The 22,259-nt window shown below is 53.4% G+C and carries 23 protein-coding genes; 6 read left to right on the top strand and 17 right to left on the bottom strand.

Features of this window, described 5'->3' with window-relative positions:
• The first annotated feature begins 90 nt into the window (after window positions 1-90).
• Window positions 91-714: a helix-turn-helix domain-containing protein gene (locus ACXAGA_RS14155; protein WP_475118117.1), complete on the top strand. Its 624-nt coding sequence runs from the start codon at window positions 91-93 to the stop codon at window positions 712-714.
• 26 nt (window positions 715-740) lie between these two features.
• Here ACXAGA_RS14155 and ACXAGA_RS14150 read toward each other — a convergent pair whose 3' ends face one another.
• Both ACXAGA_RS14150 and ACXAGA_RS14145 read right to left on the bottom strand, forming a co-directional pair.
• Entirely contained in the window at window positions 741-857 is a 117-nt protein-coding gene (locus ACXAGA_RS14150) for an entericidin EcnA/B family protein (protein WP_475118116.1), read from the bottom strand.
• Window positions 847-2,664: an extracellular solute-binding protein gene (locus ACXAGA_RS14145; protein WP_475118115.1), complete on the bottom strand. Its 1,818-nt coding sequence runs from the start codon at window positions 2,662-2,664 to the stop codon at window positions 847-849. The genes ACXAGA_RS14150 and ACXAGA_RS14145 overlap by 11 nt, the downstream gene beginning before the upstream one ends.
• 344 nt (window positions 2,665-3,008) lie before the next feature.
• Here ACXAGA_RS14145 and ACXAGA_RS14140 point away from each other — a divergent pair, with 344 nt between their 5' ends.
• Both ACXAGA_RS14140 and ACXAGA_RS14135 read left to right on the top strand, forming a co-directional pair.
• Window positions 3,009-3,782, top strand: coding sequence for a 3-hydroxybutyrate dehydrogenase (locus tag ACXAGA_RS14140; RefSeq protein ID WP_475118114.1), 774 nt, complete (start codon window positions 3,009-3,011; stop codon window positions 3,780-3,782).
• Window positions 3,783-3,894: 112 nt separating this feature from the next.
• Complete coding sequence (locus ACXAGA_RS14135) at window positions 3,895-4,929, top strand: patatin-like phospholipase family protein (protein ID WP_475118113.1); 1,035 nt, start codon at window positions 3,895-3,897, stop codon at window positions 4,927-4,929.
• Here ACXAGA_RS14135 and ACXAGA_RS14130 read toward each other — a convergent pair.
• The 4 genes from ACXAGA_RS14130 to ACXAGA_RS14115 all read right to left on the bottom strand — a co-directional run bounded on the left by ACXAGA_RS14130 (window position 4,926) and on the right by ACXAGA_RS14115 (window position 8,387).
• Window positions 4,926-5,660 carry a DUF502 domain-containing protein gene (locus ACXAGA_RS14130; RefSeq protein ID WP_475118134.1) on the bottom strand — a complete coding sequence of 245 codons (735 nt, stop codon included), beginning with the start codon at window positions 5,658-5,660 and terminating at the stop codon, window positions 4,926-4,928. The two genes, ACXAGA_RS14135 and ACXAGA_RS14130, sit on opposite strands and share 4 nt — an antisense overlap.
• Window positions 5,661-5,739: 79 nt before the next feature.
• A complete protein-coding gene (locus ACXAGA_RS14125) occupies window positions 5,740-6,663 on the bottom strand; it encodes a pseudouridine-5'-phosphate glycosidase (protein WP_475118112.1) in 924 nt (307 codons plus the stop codon).
• Window positions 6,660-7,553, bottom strand: coding sequence for a PfkB family carbohydrate kinase (locus tag ACXAGA_RS14120; protein WP_475118111.1), 894 nt, complete (start codon window positions 7,551-7,553; stop codon window positions 6,660-6,662). Before ACXAGA_RS14120 ends, ACXAGA_RS14125 begins: the two co-directional genes overlap by 4 nt.
• A 36-nt stretch (window positions 7,554-7,589) precedes the next feature.
• The gene (locus tag ACXAGA_RS14115; protein WP_475118110.1) at window positions 7,590-8,387 is read right to left on the bottom strand and encodes a DUF4198 domain-containing protein; all 798 of its coding nucleotides are present in this window, start codon (window positions 8,385-8,387) and stop codon (window positions 7,590-7,592) included.
• Here ACXAGA_RS14115 and ACXAGA_RS14110 point away from each other — a divergent pair.
• The 3 genes from ACXAGA_RS14110 to tsf all read left to right on the top strand — a co-directional run bounded on the left by ACXAGA_RS14110 (window position 8,386) and on the right by tsf (window position 11,410).
• Window positions 8,386-9,540, top strand: a complete 1,155-nt coding sequence (locus ACXAGA_RS14110; protein WP_475118109.1) for a HupE/UreJ family protein — start codon at window positions 8,386-8,388, stop codon at window positions 9,538-9,540. The genes ACXAGA_RS14115 and ACXAGA_RS14110 overlap by 2 nt on opposite strands.
• A 151-nt stretch (window positions 9,541-9,691) precedes the next feature.
• The gene (gene rpsB, locus ACXAGA_RS14105; RefSeq protein ID WP_475118108.1) at window positions 9,692-10,459 is read left to right on the top strand and encodes a 30S ribosomal protein S2; all 768 of its coding nucleotides are present in this window, start codon (window positions 9,692-9,694) and stop codon (window positions 10,457-10,459) included.
• Window positions 10,460-10,537: 78 nt separating this feature from the next.
• A complete protein-coding gene (gene tsf, locus ACXAGA_RS14100) occupies window positions 10,538-11,410 on the top strand; it encodes a translation elongation factor Ts (RefSeq protein WP_475118107.1) in 873 nt (290 codons plus the stop codon).
• Window positions 11,411-11,781: 371 nt separating this feature from the next.
• Here the strand turns inward: tsf and ACXAGA_RS14095 are convergent, their stop codons facing one another.
• From ACXAGA_RS14095 to ACXAGA_RS14045, 11 genes are all read right to left on the bottom strand, one after another.
• Complete coding sequence (locus ACXAGA_RS14095) at window positions 11,782-12,537, bottom strand: LuxR family transcriptional regulator (protein ID WP_475118106.1); 756 nt, start codon at window positions 12,535-12,537, stop codon at window positions 11,782-11,784.
• A gap of 124 nt (window positions 12,538-12,661) precedes the next feature.
• Window positions 12,662-13,348, bottom strand: a complete 687-nt coding sequence (gene phoB / locus ACXAGA_RS14090) for a phosphate regulon transcriptional regulator PhoB (protein WP_475118105.1) — start codon at window positions 13,346-13,348, stop codon at window positions 12,662-12,664.
• Window position 13,349: 1 nt separating this feature from the next.
• Window positions 13,350-14,060 carry a phosphate signaling complex protein PhoU gene (gene phoU / locus ACXAGA_RS14085; protein ID WP_475118104.1) on the bottom strand — a complete coding sequence of 237 codons (711 nt, stop codon included), beginning with the start codon at window positions 14,058-14,060 and terminating at the stop codon, window positions 13,350-13,352.
• 16 nt (window positions 14,061-14,076) lie between these two features.
• Window positions 14,077-14,838 carry a phosphate ABC transporter ATP-binding protein PstB gene (gene pstB, locus ACXAGA_RS14080; protein ID WP_475118103.1) on the bottom strand — a complete coding sequence of 254 codons (762 nt, stop codon included), beginning with the start codon at window positions 14,836-14,838 and terminating at the stop codon, window positions 14,077-14,079.
• A 56-nt stretch (window positions 14,839-14,894) separates the two neighbouring features.
• Complete coding sequence (pstA, locus tag ACXAGA_RS14075; RefSeq protein ID WP_475118102.1) at window positions 14,895-16,220, bottom strand: phosphate ABC transporter permease PstA; 1,326 nt, start codon at window positions 16,218-16,220, stop codon at window positions 14,895-14,897.
• Window positions 16,220-17,701, bottom strand: a complete 1,482-nt coding sequence (pstC, locus tag ACXAGA_RS14070) for a phosphate ABC transporter permease subunit PstC (RefSeq protein ID WP_475118101.1) — start codon at window positions 17,699-17,701, stop codon at window positions 16,220-16,222. Before pstC ends, pstA begins: the two co-directional genes overlap by 1 nt.
• Window positions 17,702-17,786: 85 nt before the next feature.
• Complete coding sequence (locus ACXAGA_RS14065) at window positions 17,787-18,818, bottom strand: substrate-binding domain-containing protein (RefSeq protein WP_475118100.1); 1,032 nt, start codon at window positions 18,816-18,818, stop codon at window positions 17,787-17,789.
• Window positions 18,819-18,953: 135 nt separating this feature from the next.
• A complete protein-coding gene (locus ACXAGA_RS14060) occupies window positions 18,954-20,000 on the bottom strand; it encodes a sensor histidine kinase (protein ID WP_475118099.1) in 1,047 nt (348 codons plus the stop codon).
• Between the two features lie 70 nt (window positions 20,001-20,070).
• On the bottom strand, window positions 20,071-20,589 hold the full coding sequence (locus ACXAGA_RS14055) for a gamma carbonic anhydrase family protein (RefSeq protein ID WP_475118098.1): 519 nt from the start codon (window positions 20,587-20,589) through the stop codon (window positions 20,071-20,073).
• Entirely contained in the window at window positions 20,586-21,221 is a 636-nt protein-coding gene (gene gmk, locus ACXAGA_RS14050; RefSeq protein ID WP_475118133.1) for a guanylate kinase, read from the bottom strand. The genes ACXAGA_RS14055 and gmk overlap by 4 nt, the downstream gene beginning before the upstream one ends.
• A gap of 12 nt (window positions 21,222-21,233) precedes the next feature.
• A complete protein-coding gene (locus ACXAGA_RS14045; protein ID WP_475118097.1) occupies window positions 21,234-22,127 on the bottom strand; it encodes a YicC/YloC family endoribonuclease in 894 nt (297 codons plus the stop codon).
• Window positions 22,128-22,259 lie beyond the last annotated feature (132 nt).

The following is a 22,259-nucleotide window of genomic DNA, read 5'->3' as shown; positions in this document are numbered from 1 at the left end:
GTGGTCACCGGTGTTGTAACGGCCCTATGGGATCGCCGCAAATGGTAGTATAGGAATAGCTGGTATTCGCGGACATAGGTTGGACACAAAATGACAAATACCGACAACGGAAACCTGATCCGACTTGCGCGCGCCTCTGGCGATGCTGAAACAGCGGCTCCGTTGGATTTGGGCGCGCGTGTGCGTGAATTGCGTAAAGAACGTGATTGGACATTGGAACAGGCCGCCCAGCATGCAGGGCTTGCGCGATCCACCCTATCCAAAATTGAAAACGGCCAGATGTCGCCCACCTATGAAGCGCTAAAGAAACTGGCGGTGGGTTTGGACATTTCCGTACCGCAGCTGTTTACGCCGCCTAGCAAAGATCAGGTGAATGGCCGCATGGTGTCGACCAAATCGGGCGAAGGCAATCGCCAGATCACAACGACCTACGAACATGAATTATTGGCCGATCAGCTAACCAAAAAATCGATGCTACCGTATCGGGCGCGGATCCGTGCGCGCGACATGAATGATTTTGATGGGTGGGTCCGCCACGACGGAGAAGAGTTTTTGTATGTCCTGACGGGGACGATCAAACTATATACCGAATTTTACGAACCCATTGATATGAAACGCGGTGACAGTGCGTATTACGATGCGTCGATGGGGCATAATGTGGTGTCGACCAGCACCGAAGATGCGACCATCCTGTGGGTTACGACGATCACATAAAATAAAAGGCCCCGTAGGGCCAATTATCAGAACCAGGTTTGAACGGTTCGCGCGGTTTCGGAAATATCGTCACCGACGCCCGCGACCGTGTTGCAACCAGCCAGCAATGCCAGCGCTGCGATCAGCGCGACTTTACTCTTCATACCACCAGACATCCGGCTGCCAGCCGGGCCAGTCGCCAAAGATTGGGATGTTTTCGGGGTGATGCAGGTTTTGGTCATATGCAATCCGACTGATATTCCATTGGTAGAACGGAATAACATATCGCCCAGCAGTCAGGGTGCGGTCAAGAGCCCGCGCAGCCGCGATAAAGTCGGTTTGGCTTTCTGACGTTAAAAGATGCGTGATCATTGCATCAATAGCAGGGCTATTGGCCCCCATCAGGTTCCGCCCGCCTTGGGTGTTTGAATATTCCGTGCCGAAATACGCGTATTGTTCGTTACCGGGCGATAGAGATAGCCCGCGGCGATAATAGATCATATCGAAATCATAGGCGTCCGACCGCTGTACATATTGAGCGCTGTCGACGTTGGTTAAACGCGCTTCGATCCCCAATCGGGACAGGGTCTGAATGTACATATCCGCGATGGATTCTGTTTCGCTTGATCCCGTTTTCATCAGGATTTCGAATTCCAGTGCGTCACCTGCATCATTGCGCAATGTACCGCTGTCATCAGGGGTCCATCCAGCCTCGGCAAACAATGCCAACGCGGACCGCAGGCTGCGGCGGTCGTTTTCAGACCCGTCCGTTTGCGGCAGTGCGTATCCTTCGATCGTGCCTGGTAGCACTTGATCGGCGTAGGGTTCCAGAAACTCTAGCACGCGGCCAGTTGCTGGGCCGTCTTGCATCCCTAATGGAGAGTTCGAAAAATAGGACGTGATCCGCGGCTGTTGTCCTCCAGTGATCGTTTCGTTGATGAATTCAAAGTTGAAAGCGGTGATCAACGCTTCGCGGACGCGCCAATCGTCGAACGGAGCACGGCGGGTATTCATCGCAAATCCGGTCATACCAGATGGGCGTTGATGAGTCAGGATTTCTTTGACCACTTCGCCTGATTGGACGCGCGGGAAATCATACTGGCTTTCCCAACGGCTTTCGCTGAATTCACGGGTGAAATGCACGTCGCCTGTTTTGAACGCTTCGAAAGCAGGGGTTTCGTCGCCGAAAAATTCCAAACGCAGTGTATCTAGATTTGCGGTGCCCTGACGGAACGGAACGTCGCTGCCCCAGTAGTCGGGATTGCGGGTCAGTTCGACATATTGGCCCAGTTCGTAATCGGTAACGGTATAGGGCGCAGATGTGACCGGGATCATATCGGGACCGTCATTGGCAAAATCGACGCCTTCGAATTGGGATTTCTGCAAAATCGGGCGCATGCCTGCAATCAATGCCAGCTCGCGGTTGTCGGTGTTGAACGTGATGCGGACGCTGCGTTCGCCTGTCTGTTCGATCGTTTCTACTTGCGACCAGAAACTGCGATACCGCCCGTGGCCTTGGGTGCCCAGCGTTTCATAGGACCAGATCACATCATCGACCGTGACCGGCGTGCCGTCTGAAAAAGCGGCCTCTGGGCGCAATGTGAATTCAACCCATTTGCGGTCTTCATCGGTTTCGACGCTTTCGGCCAATAGACCATACAGCGAAAACGGTTCGTCCAGCGACCGACCCATCAGGCTTTCGCCGATCAGATAGGACAGCTGCCACGGGACGCGGCCGCTATCGACGTAGGGATTCAGGCTATCAAACCCGCCGACTTCGGCGGTGACCATAATGCCGCCTTTGGGGGCATCGGGGTTTGCATAAGGCAAAGAGACAAATCCATCGGGCAGAGCGGGTTCACCGTACATTGCGATGCCGTGCATTGGTTCGGCACCTGCAATCCCCATAGACGCCATGAACGCGAACGCAGCGCCCGTTTGCCGAAGAACGGATAAAGTCATTGATCTCATTTTGTTAACAATCCCTGTAGTGCCAGCGGCTTTTGTTTGACCGTATCTGGGCGCTTTGGTCAGTTCAAACTTTTATCCTTGGATATCGGCGTGGAATTGCTTATAAAGAACTCACTGCTCGATAGGTTTCTTGCCTGTATGAAACCTGCCTCAATGACTTAGCGCCGGCCTTGTGCCGGCGTTTTTTTATTGGGCTTTCCGCATATTTCAGGGTCATCAAAACTGCGTGGAATCGGCCACGGAATCGGCGATTCTTTGTGCTGTTTTAACGCCGAGTCATTGAATTATTTTGCAGTCGCAGCATTATCAAAGACAGGTTTTCGTACATACAGAGGACGGAAGACATGTCTCTTTCAGGTAAAACAGCCGTTGTTACAGGATCAAATTCCGGTATCGGGCTGGGCGTTGCGCGCGAATTGGCCAAAGCGGGCGCCGATATTGTTCTAAATTCATTTACAGACAACGACGACGATCACAAACTGGCATCCGATATGGCAGCAGAGTTTGGCGTCACCGTGCGCTACATTCAGGCCGATATGTCCAAAGCTGATCAATGCCGCGCGCTGATCGAAAAGGCGGGCAAATGCGATATTCTGGTCAATAACGCAGGGATCCAGCACGTTGCGCCGATTGACGAATTTCCTGTCGAAAAATGGGATGCGATTATCGCCATTAATATGAACTCGGCCTTTCATACGACCGCAGCGGCACTGCCGTTGATGCGCAAAGGTGGATGGGGCCGCATTGTGAATATCGCATCAGCCCATGGTTTGACCGCGTCGCCATACAAATCGGCCTATGTTACGGCAAAACATGGTGTGGTGGGGATGACCAAAGTTGTCGCTCTGGAAACCGCGAAAGAGGACATCACAGCCAATGCGATCTGCCCGGGCTATGTCCACACGCCTTTGGTGGAAAAACAGATCCCCGACACCGCAAAAAAATACGACATGACCGAAGAAGAAGCGATCGAGAAGGTCATTTTGGAACGTCAGCCGTCCAAACAATTCGCGACAGTGGAACAAATCGGCGGCACCGCTGTGTTTTTGTGTTCTTCGGCTGCGGAACAAATCACAGGCACCACGATCAGCGTCGATGGTGGTTGGACCGCGTTGTAAAAGAAAAGGCAGGTACGGTGATGTACCTGCCTAATCTTCGGGAACACGACACTGGCTACGCTATTGCGTTCAATCGTGTCCGAATTTCTGTTTTTAGAAAAGTAGGGAAAACATGACGTTTCGTATCAATCTTGCTTTGCAAGGTGGGGGTGCTCATGGGGCCTACACCTGGGGTGCATTAGACCGCTTGTTGGATGAAGACGACGTAGAAGTGTCTGCAATTTCAGGAACTTCGGCGGGGGCGCTAAACGGGGCAGCGTTCAAGGCGGGGCTGGTCAATGGCGGCCGCGAAGGCGCGCGGGAAAACCTGAATTGGGTTTGGCGCCGCGTTGGCGCGATTACCGATCCGACCGTGAACAAATGGATGGAACCGTTTGCGCCCGCGACCGAACTATATGCAAACGCGCTGACGTATTCACCAGCCTTTATGTGGTGGGAAACGGCCATTCGCATGATGTCGCCGTATAATTTCGGCCCGTCCATCGCCAATCCGTTAGAACGGATCATCAAAGAATTTGAATGGGATGCCATTTGCGCGTCGGACGGGCCCGAATTGCACGTTTGCGCAACCAACGTCCGAACCGGAAAAATACGTGTTTTCAAGGATGAAGAGGTCACAACGCAAGCAATCCTAGCCTCGGCCTGTCTGCCGACATTGTTCGAAGCCATCGAAATTCATGACGCTAAGACCGGCAAAACCGAAGCCTATTGGGACGGAGGCTATACCGGTAACCCTGCGCTGTTTCCGCTGTTTCCACAGCATTTGCCCGACGACATCGTCATCGTGAATATCAACCCGCTATACCGCGAAGAAATCCCAACGGATGGGCAATCTATACAAAACCGGATCAATGAAATCAGCTTTAACACGTCGCTACTGCGGGAACTGCGGGCGATCAGTTTTGTGAAACGCCTGATTGCCGACGGGTCGATCAAAAAGGGTGCAATGAAAGACGTCAATGTTCATCTGGTCGAAGACGAAGCATTGATGACCGAGCTAGGTCTGGCCACAAAAATGATCGCGCTGCCCGTTGTCCTGTCACGGCTCAAAGAGGCGGGCCGCAATTCCATGGATCGTTTTTTGAAAAACCATAAAAAGGATCTGGGAAAACGCGGCAGCGTCGATCTACACGAAATGTTTGATTAGCGTTTAGGCAGGGTTTTGGGATCGATTTTCGGCGTTTTGGTGTTCGGATACACCAATCCCGCCGAAATCACCAATTTGGCCGCATCTTCGACAGACATATCCAGCATCGTTAGATCACAGCGCGGCACGAACAGCAGAAAACCAGATGTCGGGTTCGGCGTTGTGGGCAAAAAGACAGTCATGATTTCGTCGTCTGCGGGTACTTTTTCGGCCATTTCGCCTTTGGCTTTGGTGGAAATGAACCCAATCGCCCACAAACCTTTGCGCGGATATTCAATTAGGCACGCTTCGTCGAAACTGGTTTCGGATTGCGCAAATACGGTTTCCGCCAATTGTTTGGCGCCATTGTAAATGGACCGCACGACAGGCATCCGCGCGACCAGGCTTTCTCCCCAAACCAAAAAACGGCGGCCGATGATACCTTTGGCGATCCAGCCAACTGCAATAGTGACCACCAAAAAAAGGATTACGCCCAATCCGCGGACATTGACCTGAATGTAGTCTGGGCTCATCGGGTTATCATTACCCAACAAACGGTTCACGATCTGCGTTGGATGATAATAGTCGGGCACTAAAGGCCAGACGAACCCGTCAACCCACCCCACAACCGACCAAATCAGCCAAATGGTCAGGCCAATCGGCGCAATGACAACAATGCCCGCCAGAAAATTATTGCGCAGTCCGGAAATCAAACCAGAGCGACGTTTGGGCGGTTCAGGAGGAGTTTGGATATTCACAATCAAGCCAAAATAAATGTGTTTGGCTTAATGTAGGCGCGTCCATGCGCGCCTACAATGGATGTTATCGACCTTAGTCGGTTTTCGATGTCAGCTTGTGCAAAGACGTTGCAATTTGTGCTGCCAATTGCGCGTTATTCAGCACAAGTGCGATGTTGGCGGTCAGGCTGCGGCCTTCGGTTTTTTCGTACATCGCATTCAATAGGAACGGCGTCACATCTTTGGCTGCGATTTTCGCGGCTTCGGCTTCGGCCAATGCGGCGTCAATCACTGGGGCCAATTCTTCGGTGGCGATTTCGGCGTCCGTGGGGATTGGGTTTGCCACCAGTTGACCGCCCGGCAGGTCCAGCAATCCGCGCATCTGGTGAGATTTTGCGATCTCGTCAGCGGTATCCATACGCAGCGGGGCAGGGATGCCTGACGATCGGGACCAGAATGCGGGCACTTCATCTTGGCCGAATGCAATGACGGGAACGCCGTAGGTTTCCAGTACTTCGAATGTTTTTGGCAGGTCCAGAATGGCTTTGGCGCCAGCAGCAACGACGGTCACTGGGGTTTGCGCCAATTCGGGCAGGTCCGCCGAAATATCAAAGGTCTGGTCCGCACCGCGGTGAACGCCGCCAATGCCGCCCGTCGCAAAAACGCTGATCCCCGCGTGATGCGCACCAATCATGGTTGCTGCAACGGTTGTTGCCCCTGTGCCGCCAGACGCCAGACAGGCAGCGATATCCGCGCGGCTGAGTTTTGCGACGCCTTTGGCCTGACCAAACATTTCTAATTGATCGTCATCCAAACCGATGCACAGGACGCCTTCGATAACGGCGATTGTGGCGGGGACGGCGCCGTTGTCACGGACCTTTTGTTCAACCAAACGGGCCGTTTCTACGTTTTGCGGGTACGGCATCCCGTGGCTGATGATGGTGCTTTCCAGCGCGACCAAAGGTTGGTCGTTTTTCATCGCCTCTGCTACTTCGGCAGAAAAGGACATAGGGATCATCTTGGGTGTTCTCCTGAAACGTAGGTCGCTGCGGCGTTTAATGCTGTTTCCAACGCGTCATCGCGCGTTTCGCCGCGGCGTTCGGCTGCAATATGTGCGGCCATAAATGTATCACCTGCACCGGTCACGCGCGTGACCAATACCGATGGGGGTTGTTTGGTAATCACGCGGTCGGCGGTGGCATCAGACGCGGATTTGCCGCCATCTGTCACCAAAACTCGTTTTGCACCGCGTTCAATCAGCGCCAGCGCGGCCTGTTCCGAACTGGTACAGTCGCGCCGCGTTAATAGGTTCGCCTCTTCTAAATTGACATATAGCGTCGCGACAGGATGGCCCAGCAGCGCCAGCAGTCGATCCGCCTTGCCGGGGCTTGCGGGGGCGACGCGCAAATCAGCGGCAGCGAACAATGGGGACATGGCAATTTTGCGCAGCAGATCAACGGTCAAATTGCCGTCCAGCGCGATTAGACCGCTATAGGGATTGGCGTCATCACCTAACCGACCGTCGCCCAGTGCGGTGATGATTTTAGCGCCCGCCTGTTCCAAAGAATGGGCGTCCGCGATCGCTGCAATCAGACCATTCGCACCCTCGACAGCCATGTAACTATCGGTGGGCAAGTCATCGGACCGATAAACATAATCGGTGACAAGGCCCATGTTCTGCGCCTCGGTCATCAATTCATCACCTTCGCGGTCGCGGCCAATCGCTGTCAGCAAAGCAGGCGTCATGCCAAACCGCGCCAGCGTCATCGCGATGTTCATCGCAACGCCGCCGGGCAACCGTTCGATACGCCCAGGAACGTCGGACCCCAACCGCATCACCGAAGGAGACCGCCCAACAACGTCCCACAGAACGGACCCGATGCATAGAATGTCGATAGATTTGATCATAAACCCGTCATGACGCGACACAACGGCATACGCAAGTCATTCCGGAACGGCAAACGTCAGGTTTGCCCAATGGGTTTCATACATTGCCCCCATTTCAATCGCCTCTTCTAATTCGGGGGCACGTAGCACAACCGCATCCAGCATGTATTCGTAGCCTGCTTTCACGGGTATCGTTACCACTCCGTCATCCGTTGTTGGGACGGTAAAAATTGTCACCTCGTCACTGGGTGATTTTTCGAAAACTTCGACCTGAGCCCGAACGCGTGGTTCGCCGCTGTATAGCAGTGTCGCTTTGAATTCGGTGGTGTCGTCCGAATATGGATTGGTCAGCGCCACAAATTCAGTCAGCATACCTGTCGGTTGATCAATACCAACCGCATCACCAACGCCAATCAACGTTTTCGAATAGCGCCAATAGGTTTCCAAAATGCCGTTATCGGGCAGGGCGGTTGGATAGGGCGCGCTGGTTGGATCTGGCAACGCCTTGTGGTCTACAAAGCGCTGAAATTTCGCGAGCTCGGTATAGGTCAAACGCGCGGCCGTTGATTGATACACAACGACATTCAGCCCATCAGAAATAGGCGCCACATCCAACCCTGGCCGATCACCGGCGCGCATTTCTATCGCGGAAATTTCTGTGCCGGCATAATTTTCATAGCGGGCGATCCTGCTTGGCAAATACACTAGATTTGCGCCGTCAAAGTCTTCTCCGTTGACAATATTGGCCACCAATCTACCCTCGTTCGAAACGATATAGTCCAGTGGTTCAAGCCACAGTTCGTGCGCCATGGCAGGCGTCGATAATAGGGCCAATGCAGAGAGTAGACTGCGCATGATGATCAAATCCTTATTTACACAAACCAAACTGGCTCTGATTGGGTTTGTGTCAATCTTTGTTTTGGGGTCGGGGCTGTTTCAAAACGCCGTGGCCCACGAAGTTATGCCAGCCATTGCCAATATGGAGGTCCAAGACGACCAACTGGTGTTCGAGGTCGAAATGGCAATAGAAGGCATTTTGGCGGATATCGACCTAAGCCAATTTGCCGATACCAATGACGCGCCACGGGCGGCGACCTTTGACGACTATCGCGCCATGGCAGCAGATGATATCGCCACGACCTTTGCGGCTGAATGGGCCGATGTACAATCAAAGATCAACGTGATGGTCGACGGACAGTCGCGTGATCTAACCCTGCGGTCCGTGGACGTACCATCGACCGACAACGTAGATATGGCACGCCTGACGGTTTTCACATTTGATGCGGGTGATGTTTCTGAATCTCAGACCGTCGCGTTTTCATGGGATGAAACGTTGGGCTTTATCATTTTGCGTCAGAACGGCGTGGACGAACCCTATACCGGCACTTTGTCTGGCGGGACGTCGTCGGGGGATATTTCACTGACTGGTGGCGACGCGTTGCCATGGTGGCAAACCTTCCTGAACTATATCCCGACAGGGTTCGAACACATCGTGCCACTAGGGTTGGACCACATTCTGTTTGTTTTGGGCTTGTTCTTTTTCTCTATGCAGATGCGCCCGCTGTTATGGCAGGTATCGGCCTTTACGCTGGCACATACAATCACTTTGGCACTGGCCGCGTTGGGCTATGTGACCATACCGGGGTCAATCGTCGAACCATTGATTGCTGCGTCCATTGCATTCGTCGCGTTTGAAAACATCACAGCAAAAGGTCGACTAAGCCCGTTCCGCCCAATCGTGATTTTTGCCTTTGGTCTGTTGCACGGTTTGGGGTTTGCATCGGTTCTGCAGGAATACGGACTGCCCGAAGACGGTTTCATCGCTGCGCTGATCGGGTTCAACATCGGGGTCGAAGTTGGACAGCTGTTCGTTATCGCGATCGCCTACGCGCTGGTCGGGTTCTGGTTTGGACATAAACCATGGTATCGCAGCGTCATTGCGATCCCTGCATCCATCGCGATTGGTTTGATGGGCGTTTGGTGGGTGATTGAACGCACCTTATTGTAATTCGGGCCTTGCCTTTCTGGGGCGCGCGGGGTAAACGCGCGCCATTCAACTCCGCAAGCGGGGGCGGGTGACGTGGGGAGAAATCCCATGCATCCACCGGTTGGACGTTCGTCTGATCCCCCGCTGAGGCTAAACCGGAAAGGAAAGAGACATGGCTCTACCCGAGTTCACCATGCGTCAGCTGCTGGAAGCAGGCGTACACTTTGGTCACCAGACACAGCGCTGGAACCCTAAGATGCAACAGTACATCTACGGTTCGCGTAACGGCATCCACATTTTCGACCTGACCCAGACCGTTCCAATGCTGGACGCTGCTCTGAACGTCATCCGTGACACCGTCGCAAAAGGTGGCCGCGTTCTGTTCGTTGGTACCAAACGTCAGGCACAAAAGCCTATCGCTGACGCTGCAGAAAAATGCGCTCAGTACTACATGAACCACCGTTGGTTGGGCGGCACGCTGACCAACTGGCAGACTGTTTCGCAGTCGATCAACCGTCTGAAAGCAATCGACGAATCCGCAGAGCGTGGTTTCGAAGGTCTGACCAAGAAAGAGCGTCTGAACGCAGAGCGTGAGCAAGCTAAACTGCAAGCTTCGCTGGGCGGCATCCGCGAAATGGGCGGCGTTCCTGACCTGATGGTTGTTATCGACGTAAACAAAGAAGATCTGGCAATCGCCGAAGCTAAGAAACTGGGCATCCCAGTTGTTGGCATCGTTGACACCAACTCTTCGCCAGACGGCGTTGACTACCCAGTTCCAGGCAACGACGACGCTGCTCGTGCGATTGCTCTGTACTGTGACCTGGCTGCTCGCGCAGCTCTGGACGGCATGTCCGCTCAGATGGCAAAAGCAGGTTTTGACCTGGGTGCTGTCGAAGAAATGGCAGAAGAAGTACTGGCAGAGGAAGCAGCTGCTCAATAAGGGCAGGGGCTTTGCACAAATGTTACCGGTCATGGAATACATCCATGGCCGGACACTATAATTTCCAGGAGATGTGAAATGGCGATCACCGCAGCAATGGTAAAAGAACTGCGCGAGTCGACTGGCGCTGGCATGATGGATGCTAAAAAAGCTCTGGTTGAAAACAACGGCGACATGGAAGCAGCAGTAGACTGGCTGCGCACCAAAGGTCTGGCAAAAGCTGCTAAGAAAGCTGGCCGTACCGCTGCCGAAGGTCTGGTTGCAGTAGCTATCGAAGGCGGCAAAGGTGTTGCTGTCGAAGTTAACTCCGAAACCGACTTTGTTGCTAAGAACGAAAAGTTCCAAGCAATGGTTACCAAAATCGCAGGCGTAGCACTGAACGTTGCAGACGTGGACGCGCTGAAAGCTGCTGATCTGGGCGGCAAAACCGTAGAAGCAACCATCACTGATGCAGTTGCAACCATCGGCGAAAACATGTCGGTTCGCCGCATGGCTTCGATCGAAGGCGCTTCGGTTGTGACCTACGTCCACAACGCAGCAGCAGACAGCATGGGCAAAATCGGTGTTCTGGTTGCTCTGTCCGCAGAAAACGACGCGTTCGGCAAACAGGTTGCAATGCACATTGCAGCAGCAAACCCAGCCGCACTGGGCGAAGCTGACCTGGACGCAGCGATCGTAGACAAAGAGCGTTCGATCCAGATCGAAATCGCACGTGAATCGGGCAAGCCAGAACAAGTCATCGAAAAGATGATCGAAGGCCGCATGAAGAAATTCATCGCTGAATCGACTCTGCTGGGCCAAGCGTTCGTTGTGAACCCGGACCTGACCGTCGAAGCTGCTGCAAAAGAAGCTGGCGTTGAAATCACTGGCTTTATCCGTATGGAAGTCGGCGAGGGCATCGAAAAAGAAGAATCCGATTTCGCAGCTGAAGTTGCTGCAATGAACCAGTAATTTCTGGATCATATCGCATTCGAAAGGCTCGCCATTTTGGCGGGCCTTTTTCTTTATCTATAGCCAATAAAAAAAAGGCGCTGGTCATAAGACACAGCGCCCAGAAACACCGTCATGCAACGAAAAGGATGGGATGTTCGCCGCATAACTGTACGCCGGAATTGATAGCAAACTATCGCAACCAGCCACCGGAAAACCGGCACGCTTTGGGGAACCTAAAAAATGTTTAGGGATCCAAAACGCTTGTGTCCCTGGCCTAAGGCCACCACTCACGGAACAATTCAGTTATGACGATTGACGTTAGGTAATGAAAGTCAGGTATACCTGACCATTTGAAATAGTTGATGTATTTTAACTATTTGACTGTTGAATCAAAAATCCAAGACGAACATTTGGTTGTAAAAAGACGCCTTTAATACCGCCTGAGCCGTCGTATCTACATCCAAAGATTCGCGTGCCAAACGTAGGTGTTTTTCAACAGTCGCAGGCGTAAGCCCCATGATTTGGGCGATGTCTTGGGTCGTTTTGCCGTCGCCAACCCATTCCAAAACTTCGCGTTGGCGTTTGGTTAACTGCCGTGCATGCGTATTCGGCAGCGTGAGCAGTTTTAGGTAAGCAACATTGGCAGCCAGATGAATTTCACGCCCGTGTTCGTCCCAAATCGCGTCAACGTCGTCTTGGTTCGCACCCGTAGGGGCGGTGAGGGCGATCGCGCCTTTGGTCCGTGCGCTCATGGAATGGAAACTAATCGTGTAACCGGCCGTGACGCCCATCTTTTGATTGAAAGCTAAGGCTTCTAGCTCTTTCTCGTTCAGTTCGCCACGTTCGACCGCGCCCCGAATCCAGCTCCAGCTACATGCGCCAGAGTTTTCCATAGCCCAACGAACCATCGGTGCATGGAAATACATTCCGTCGTCGATGAAAACTTTCATGTATTCAGGCGATTGGTTCGTTAGAACAACCCAATCCTGCGGATCACCCAAAGACCGTTCCGTGCGGTATCGCGTGTATCCAAAGATCAGCCGATCAAATCCATAGGCCGCCATTTTGTCTGTGTGTAAATTCCACAATTCCTCGACCGAGGCTGAATTTGCCAAGCCGTCAAGGTATTCCAGAAAGTCAGTCAAAACACACCCGTATGGTCAATAACTTAATCTTGACTGCTAATATCATCTTAAACGGTAGCAACCAATAGCTTTATCGCCTCTTTATTTAACATAATACTGATTACACAAACACTGAACTGCGACTTTAGCCTAATGCGTAGCCAGCCCCGCGGACTGTGCGCACTGGATCTGCCCCGCCATGCGCGGTTAACGCTTTGCGTAAACGCCCGACATGAACATCGACGGTTCTGGTATCGACATAGACATCACGGCCCCAAACGCGGTCCAGCAGCTGGTCTCGTGACCAAACCCGACCTGGTTTTTCAATAAAGGTCGACAACAGACGAAATTCAGTTGGCCCAAGTTTGAGCATTTCGCCGTTGCGCGTGACGCGATGCGTTTCACTGTCCAGCTGAATGTCATCAAACGTCATGACCTGACCGGTCATCGTTGGACGCGCACGGCGCAGCTGACTGCGAACGCGCGCCAACAGTTCACTGACCGAATACGGTTTGGTCACATAGTCGTCAGCGCCAATTTCCAATCCGCGCACCTTGTCTGTTTCTTCTGACCGCGCGGACAGCATGATCACAGGAATTTCGCGGGTTTCAGGACGGCTTTTGACTTGGCGGCAGACCTCGATGCCAGAAACGTTCGGCAGCATCCAATCCAGCACGATGACGTCTGGGGCTTCTTCTGAAACCAGCAGCAACGCCTCTTCGCCATTCAAAGCGGCCGAAACACGATAGCCTTCGGCCTCTAGGTTATACGACAGAACTTCGCGTTGCGCTGGTTCGTCTTCGACAATCAAGACATGAGCTTGGCCAGACATGTTACTCTACCTTAGACACCGATGTCGTAATATCGCCCTTTGGGCGCGCCTCGTCGGGGATTTCGCCGGTCACCTGATAAATCACCTGTTCGGCGATGTTGGTCACCAGATCGCCCATGCGTTCCACGTTTTTCGCGATGAAATGCAGGTGCATGCAGGCCGTAATGTTACGCGGGTCTTCCATCATGAATGTCAGGAATTCGCGGAACAGCGCGTTGTACATCTGGTCGACGTCTTGGTCGTGCATGCGGACCTGCTCTGCCAATTCGGCGTCGCGGCGCACATAGGCGTCCAGCACGTCGCGCAGCATACCTTGCACTTCGCGGGCCATACGACGCAGCGCGGCATCCGGCCCACTAATCGGCGTCATTTCCGCCAGAACATGGGTGCGTTTCGCCATGTTTTTCGCGTAATCGCCAATACGTTCCAAGCTGCCCGCGATTTTCATTACCGTAAGAACGGTGCGCAAATCTTTGGAAACAGGCGCTCTTAGCGCGATGGTGCGCGCGGCCTCTTCGTTGATGCGAAGTTCTAGCGCATCGATGGCTTTGTCGCCCTGACGGACTTTATCCGCCAATTCGATATCGTGGGTTTCCAGCGATTGCGCGCCGTCCAGAATGGCGGCTTCGACCAGTCCGCCCATTTTCATAACCAACGCCTGAATAGCTTCTAGGTCGCGGTCGTATGCGGAAAGAATGTGTTGATCTGTCATTATATCTGCCCTGCCCTTAACCGATACGGCCTGTGATGTAGCTTTCGGTACGTGGATCGACCGGGTTTGTAAAAATCTGACCGGTTTCACCGTATTCCACCAAATTCCCTAGGTGGAAGAACGCGGTTTTCTGGCTGACACGCGCGGCCTGTTGCATCGAGTGCGTCACGATAACGACCGAATAGTTTTCACGCAGTTCATCAATCAATTCTTCGACCTGAGCGGTCGCAATCGGGTCCAGCGCCGAACATGGTTCATCCATCAGCAGAACCTCTGGTTCGGTTGCGACAGCACGTGCGATGCACAAACGCTGTTGCTGACCGCCCGACAGGCCTGTGCCCGGTTTATCCAGACGGTCTTTTACTTCGTCCCAGATCGCACCGCGACGCAGCGCCTTTTCAACGATGTCGTCTAGGTCGGCTTTGTTTTTCGCCAGACCGTGAATACGCGGGCCGTAAGCCACGTTATCATAGATCGATTTCGGGAATGGGTTCGGTTTTTGGAAAACCATGCCGACCTTTGCGCGCAGCTGCACGGGATCAACCTGTTTGTCGTAGATATCTTCGCCGTCCAGCAGGATGTTACCTTCGACGCGGCAGATATCGATGGTGTCATTCATACGGTTCAGCGAACGCAAGAACGTGGATTTACCACACCCCGATGGGCCGATGAATGCAGTGACGGTTTTGTCAGCGATATCAACGTTCACGTCTTTGATCGCGTGGTTATCGCCGTAGAATACTTGTACATCACGGGCCGAAATTTTGATGTCTTTCATGTCCACCGCTCTATCAATTAGTCGCATGTCGTTCATGTTTATGTCCTCCTGCTCGATTACCAGCGGCGCTCAAAGCGGCGGCGCAGGATGATTGCGATGATGTTCATCGTAAGAAGAAAAGCCAGCAGTACGATAATACCGCCCCACGCCTTTTCGTAGAAACCGGCATCCGCGCGGGACGCCCAGGTGTAGATTTGTGCAGGCATAGCAGAGTTTGGTTCGACAAAACCCTGAATGAAACCCTCAGGGTATTCACGCGCGACAAAGCCAACCATACCGATCAACAACAGCGGCGCCGTTTCACCCAAGGCCTGTGCCAGACCAATGATTGTACCGGTCAGAATTCCCGGCATGGCCAGAGGCAGAACGTGGTGGAACACCGCCTGCATTTTCGATGCGCCAATGCCCAGTGCAGCGTCACGGATCGACGGCGGCACGGCCTTTAGCGATGCACGGGTCGAAATGATGATCGTCGGCAAAGTCATCAGCGTCAGAACCAAACCACCGACCAAAGGTGCGGACTGTGGCAGGTGCATGAACTGGATGAACACAGCCAGACCCAAGATACCAAACACGATGGACGGCACTGCGGCTAGGTTGGAAATGTTCACCTCGATCAGGTCAGTCCAACGGTTTTTCGGTGCGAATTCTTCTAGGTAGATGGACGCAGCCACGCCAATCGGCAGCGATAGAACCAAGACCACCAACATCATAAAGAACGACCCGATAACCGATGCGCCGATCCCTGCCCCGCCTGGGTTATCCACGCCGGAGTCTTTGCCAGTGATGAAATTCCAGTCAAACACCGTGCGGATCGTGCCCGATTCCAGCATGACATCCACCAGATCAAGGTCGGCTGCCTCTAGGAAACGGCTGTCCTCAACTTCGTCTTTGGTGAATTCACCGTTGATATAGCGATTCACGCGCGATGACGTTGGCAGATCGAACGTAACAGGCGATCCCACGTCGTTCGGGTTTTCCTGATAATGCGCACGGATCAGGTTGCCGGTTTTGCCCGCAATCCGTTCAATCGTTTTCGCATCATACGCGACTTCTACGCCGGCTTCGGCCAACTGCGCGGCCAGTCCGTCGTTAAAGAATCCTTGGTATTTTGCTGTCTTCAGCATCGTACCTTCGGCTTCTTCGTATTGTTCTTGGGTCATTGTGAATTCGACCGACAGAACAGTTGTCGTGAACGCAGGCAGACCCGATTTCAGGATCGAATAGAACAGGACGGTCAGGAAAAACAGGCCAATGCCAATGGCGGTCATACCATATGCGCGGAACCGTTTTTCAGCCGAGTTGCGTTTTTTCGTACGGGCGTCATGTGCGATCAGCGACGTTTTTGGGGCCTGTGCCCCCGAGTTGGTAGCGTCGGTCATTAGTCGTACTGCTCCCGATATTTATTAACGATGTAGAGCGCGAAGATGTTCAGGCCCAACGTCAGAATGAAAAGGGTCATGCCCAGTGCAAAAGCGACCAAGGCTTCGGGTGACGAAAAGTCACTGTCGCCCGTCAACTGCGATACGATTTTTGCGGTCACGGTGGTCATTGCTTCGAACGGGTTCAGCGATAGGCGCGCGGCGGCCCCTGCCCCCAATACGACGATCATGGTTTCACCGATGGCGCGCGATGCAGCCAACAGAACCGCACCAACGATCCCAGGTAACGCTGCGGGCAAAACAACCTGTTTGATCGTTTCCGACTGGGTCGCGCCCAATCCGTATGAACCATCGCGCAGCGACTGTGGTACTGCGTTGATAATGTCGTCAGACAGCGACGATACGAACGGGATCAACATGATGCCCATGACGATACCTGCGGTCATCACCGCGCGGCCACCGCCCTGCCAATCGACGCCCAAATATCCGCCTTCGCCAAAGACGCTGACCAACAACGGGCCAACGGTCAACAGTGCAAACAGACCGTAAACGATGGTCGGGATGCCTGCCAAAACCTCTAGCAATGGTTTGGCAACGGAACGAACCGAATTCGATGCGTATTCCGACAGGTAGATCGCAGCAAACAGGCCAATCGGCACGGCCACCGCCAATGCGACGACTGAAATGTACAGCGTACCCCACAGCAGTGGCAGAATGCCCAGTTCAGACGATCCACCACGGCCCGAAAAGCTAGGCGCCCATTCGGTGCCAAAGAAGAAATGCGAGATCGGATACAGGCGGAAAAATTCGATCGTGTTAAAGACCAGCGATAGAACAATACCAACCGTCGTCAGGATCGCGATCGATGCGGCTGCGATCAGCATATATCGAATGCTGGTTTCCACCGTGTTGCGCGCACGAAAATCGGCACTGGATTGGCTTAGGCCCCAGACCATACCGGCAATTGCCAATGCGATCACGACAGCCCACATTGCAATCGTGCCCGCATTCGACGTCGAACGATAGAACAGCGCCGCATCCCAGATCGGCTGGGTCAAGTCGGTGGTCACAATCTGACCCGCGCTTTTAAGTGCGTCAGTGACAACGGACAGATCCGCGTTCGGGTCAGCCAAGACAGCGCTATCCAGATCACCCGATGCAACGGCCGCCGTTACACCGTTCGATGTCCGCTGGACTTCGCTCATGATTAGGCCGGCGCTAGATCCTTCGGGGATCGCAGAGGTAGGCAGTTTCGATGACGTGATCGAACCAATAATCAGTGGTTGCGCAATCAGCCAGACAATCAAAACAAGAAACGCTGGCACCAATGTTTTAAGTGCAACGTTCCAACCATAGTACGAGGGCAAAGAGTGCAAGTTGCGGATGTCACCCTGACCGCTAGAAATTGCGCGGGTCCGTCCAATTACAAATCCGATTGCGGCAATGATCAAAACCGCACAGATGAGCCATAAAATAGGCATTAGCCCCCCATATGGGTAATTCGTTGAAATGGTAAAGGGGCGGCAGTCACAGCCGCCCCTTCGGGATGTGTATGCCCTAGGGCTATTAGTTCATGGTTGCTTCGGCTTCAACAGCAGCTTGGGTCGCTGCCAGTTCTGGATCCGAAACCAGACCGTATGCTGCCAGTGGGCCGTCTGGGCCTGCCAGATCGTCAGATACGAAGAACTGTGCGTATTCTTTCAGACCTGGGATAACGCCGATGTGTGCTGCTTTCACGTAGAAGAACAGTGGGCGCGATACTGGGTATTCGCCGGTTGCGATCGATTCAGTCGAAGGAACAACGCCGGACATGGTCGCGACTTTCAGCTTGTCGGTGTTGTTTTCGTAGAATGCCAGACCGAACACGCCGATAGCGTTGCTGTTTGCAGCGATCGAAGCCAGAGTTTCGGTGTAGTCACCGTCGATGTCGACCGAACGACCGTCGGTGCGAACTTCCAGACATGCGTCTTCTGCGTCGTCTTCGGACATGCCGCCAGCAATCATCGCTTCCATTGCGCCAGTTGCTTCACAGCCAGCTGCGATAACTTTTTCTTCGAAAACTTCGCGGGTGCCGTGCTTGGTGCCTGGGATGAATGCCAGGATGTCAGCGGCTGGCAGGTCAGCGTTGAATTCCGACCACTGGGTGTATGGGTTGTCGACCAGTTCGCCGTCTACCATCACTTTTGGTGCCAGAGCGTTAAAGATGTCCGATGGAGTGAAAGCGTCGTATGCTGGGCCGTCGATTTGCGATGCGAATACGATGCCGTCATAACCGATACGAACTTCGATGATGTCGGTTACGCCGTTTTCTGCACAAGCAACGATTTCTTTTTCACGGATAGCACGCGATGCGTTTGCAACGTCGATGGTGTTTTCGCCAACGCCTTCGCAGAAACGTTTCAGGCCAGCGGACGAACCGCCCGATTCAACAACTGGTGTTGGGAAGTCGGTGTTTGCACCGAATGCTTCGGCAACGATCGAAGCGTAAGGCAGAACAGTCGACGAACCTGCAACCTGAACGTTGTCACGTGCAGCAGCTGCGGTCGCGGTAACGGCAGCAATTGCCAGGGTCGAAGCGGTCAGTTTGATGAAAGACATATTTAACTCCAGTCTGTCAGTCATAGGCGTTGGGCGTTTCCCGTAGCCTTCGAGGGACGTCCTAAGTGCGCCTCACCACGCTTTTGTGACACTTTTGTAAAAGTTTTATGACAGGGCTGGGTTCAAATGCAAACTTTATTCCAAAACAGGTAAAATTACTGAAAAAACAGTACCTTGACCCAATTCAGAATGAATCCGCAAACGACCGCGGTGACGATTGATAATGTGTTTTACAATCGCAAGACCCAATCCAGTACCGCCAACTTCGCGCGAACGGTGTGAATCGACGCGATAAAAACGTTCGGTCAGGCGCGGAATGTGATGTTCGGCGATTCCTTCACCGTGATCTGTGACACAAATTGTGACACCTTTGCCCCGTAGCAAAGGTTGATCCTGCGGCATCAAAACCGACACATCGACCGATTTTCCCGCGCCGCCGTATTTGATTCCGTTTTCAATCAAATTTGTCAGCACCTGACGCAACTGATTGGAATCGCCCAAAACCTGAACCTGCGTATCAGGCACATCCAGATTGATCGTCACATCGGACGATGCTGCGACAGGCTCTAGCGATTGTTTGACAGATGCGACCAGCGCGACCAAATCCACCTGTTCAGTGGGGCGAACGCGTTCGTGTTCCTCTACGCGGCTAAGCGACAATAGATCCTGAACCAATTGGGACATACGCGACGCTTCGCGTTCCATGATTGTCAGAAACCGATCTTGAGCTTTGGGATCGTTGCGCGCAGGTCCGCGCAGCGTTTCAACAAACCCCATCAAAGCCGTCAGCGGCGTTTTTAATTCGTGACTTACGTTCGCAACAAAATCGCGGCGCATCTTGCCGGCTTCTTCGATGTCGGTCAGGTCTTCGAATGTCAGCAAAACAGCAGGGCCATTTGGCGCGGCAACAGGGGCCGCATTAACGCGGTAAGTCGTATCGCGACCACCATCGCGGCCCAAATACCGTGTTTCCATGTGCTGACCGCGCACGATTACAGTCTCGATCGCGTCTAGAACGTTGGGCTGTCGCAGAACATTGATGAAATGCTGACCCACACATTCCGAACTGAACAAATCCTTGGCCAACTGATTGGCTGCCAAAATACGTTCGTTTGGTCCAATCAACACCGCAGTCAGCGGGAATGCATTCACCAAATCAGCCGGTTCAATCGGGGTCGTCATATTTTCGCGCCGTTCCAAATATTCAGTCGTCAGACTATCGATGAACAGTGTGACAGTCCTGCGACGAAACCTAAACCGCCTTCAGGCCATCACGGAAACGCGCAGCATTCGCCTGATAATTCAGCGCAGATTTTTCCAGTTTGGCAATCGCGGCGTCGTCCAATTGGCGCACGACTTTGCCCGGCGCGCCCATGACCAGCGATCCGTCAGGGATTTCTTTGCCTTCGGTGATCAACGCCCCTGCCCCGATCAGGCAATTTTTGCCGACCTTTGCGCCGTTCATGACCTGCGCGCCCATGCCGACCAATGTGTTGTCGCCAATGGTGCAGCCGTGCAGCATCGCCTTGTGACCGATGGTGCAGTTTTTCCCAACGGTCAGTGGAAACCCCATGTCGGTGTGCAGCGCGGTCAATTCCTGAACATTGCTGCCTTCGCCGATGGTGATCCGTTCGTTGTCACCGCGCAGCGTCACGCCAAACCAGACAGAGCTGCGCGGCCCTAGGGTGATTTTACCGATCACATTCGCATCGGGCGCAACCCATGCGTCAGGGGCAATTTCGGGCGCAATTCCATCCAGTTCATAAATCATCGTTGTTCGAATTCCTTGTTCAGGCCGCGCACAAATTCGGTCAATTGCGGCTGGCGCGATGCGCGGGCACGTTCAGCTGTTAGAATAGTCTTAAGCTCTTCTTCGGCTTTGTCCAAATCGCGATTAACGATGACATAATCATATTCGGCCCAATGGCTGATTTCGTTGCGGCTTTGTGCCATGCGTTTTTCGATCACCTCTTCGCTGTCTTGCGCGCGGCCACGCAGGCGGGATTCCAGATCAGCAATAGATGGCGGCAGGATGAAAATCGAAACAACGTCTTGGGCCAATTTCGAACGGCGGATCTGCTGACCGCCCTGCCAGTCGATATCGAAAATCGTATCGCGGCCTTCGGCGATGGCGTCGTCGATTGGGCCTTGTGGACTGCCGTAGTAGTTCCCGAAAACTTCGGCGTGTTCCAACATACCGCCTTCGGCGATCAAGGTTTCAAATTCTTCGTGGGATTTGAAATAGTAATCAACACCATCAACCTCGCCCGGGCGCGGTTGGCGCGTTGTGGCAGAGACCGAAAATTTCAGCGATGGGTCCCATGCCATCAGGCGTTTGGCCAAAGACGATTTGCCCGCGCCAGACGGCGAAGAAAGGATAATCAGCAGGCCACGGCGGCGCATTTCGGTCATGGTTTACTCCACATTCTGGATTTGTTCGCGCATCTGTTCGATCGCGGCCTTAAGGTCTAGACCGACAGCCGTCAATTCGCGGAACTGCGATTTGGAACACAAAGTGTTTGCCTCGCGGTTAAATTCTTGGGCCAGAAAATCCAGTTTTCGCCCCGCAGGTTCAGGCAGATTGATCAACTGACGCGCTGCGATCACATGGGCACGCAATCGGTCAATCTCTTCGGTGACGTCTTGTTTCACGGCGACCAGAGCGATTTCTTGGGCCAAACGATCTGGATCGATCGTATCGGCGTCCGCCATGATCCGCGAAACAGCTTGTTTCAATGATGCTGCCATATGCGGCTGGCGGTCTAGGGCGACCTGTGCGGCCTGATCAATCAGCGCCTCGATGGTCGCCAGATGGTCGGAGATCACCGCAAACAGCGCGGCCCCTTCGGTTTTGCGCATGGACGCAAAATCATTCAGCAACAGATCAAATTCACGGGTCAACGCCGTAACGACGGTGTCTATATTCCCTGCCGAGGTTTGGCGCGGCACCATGACGCCTTTGACATTCAAAAAATCCAGCGCCGTTGGCGCGGCGATTGGAATACCTGCTGCTTCGGCCTGCGCGCGAGCAATACCGCTGGCCGCGATGACACGCGCCAACATATCCTGATCAATCTCAATCGCGCTGTGTGCGTCATCGGCCGTCATGCGCAAGGTCAGGGATATATTGCCCCGTGCAAAGGTTTTCGCGATCCGTTGGCGAATGATCTGTTCCAGCGCTGCATAGCCTTCGGGGAATCGGACACGTATATCAATGCCGCGCGCGTTGACGCTGCGCATATCCCATACCCAATTCGCCCCATCAATTTCACTGGTGCGGCTGGCAAAGGCGGTCATCGACTGGATCAATTTACGGTCCTCCCTCTGCCTAGGTGATTAAGCGTATATGCCAAAGGTATCAAGGCTTTGGCATTAACCCTTTAACCAGTTCATCATTTGGTAACTGATCTGTACGAAGAGTTAAGTTAAATTGGCGATAGT

Source organism: Marivivens sp. ABH4_498 (assembly GCF_056160585.1).
Note: the sequence above shows the minus strand (reverse complement) of the source record. Positions and strands in the feature narration are given on the sequence as shown.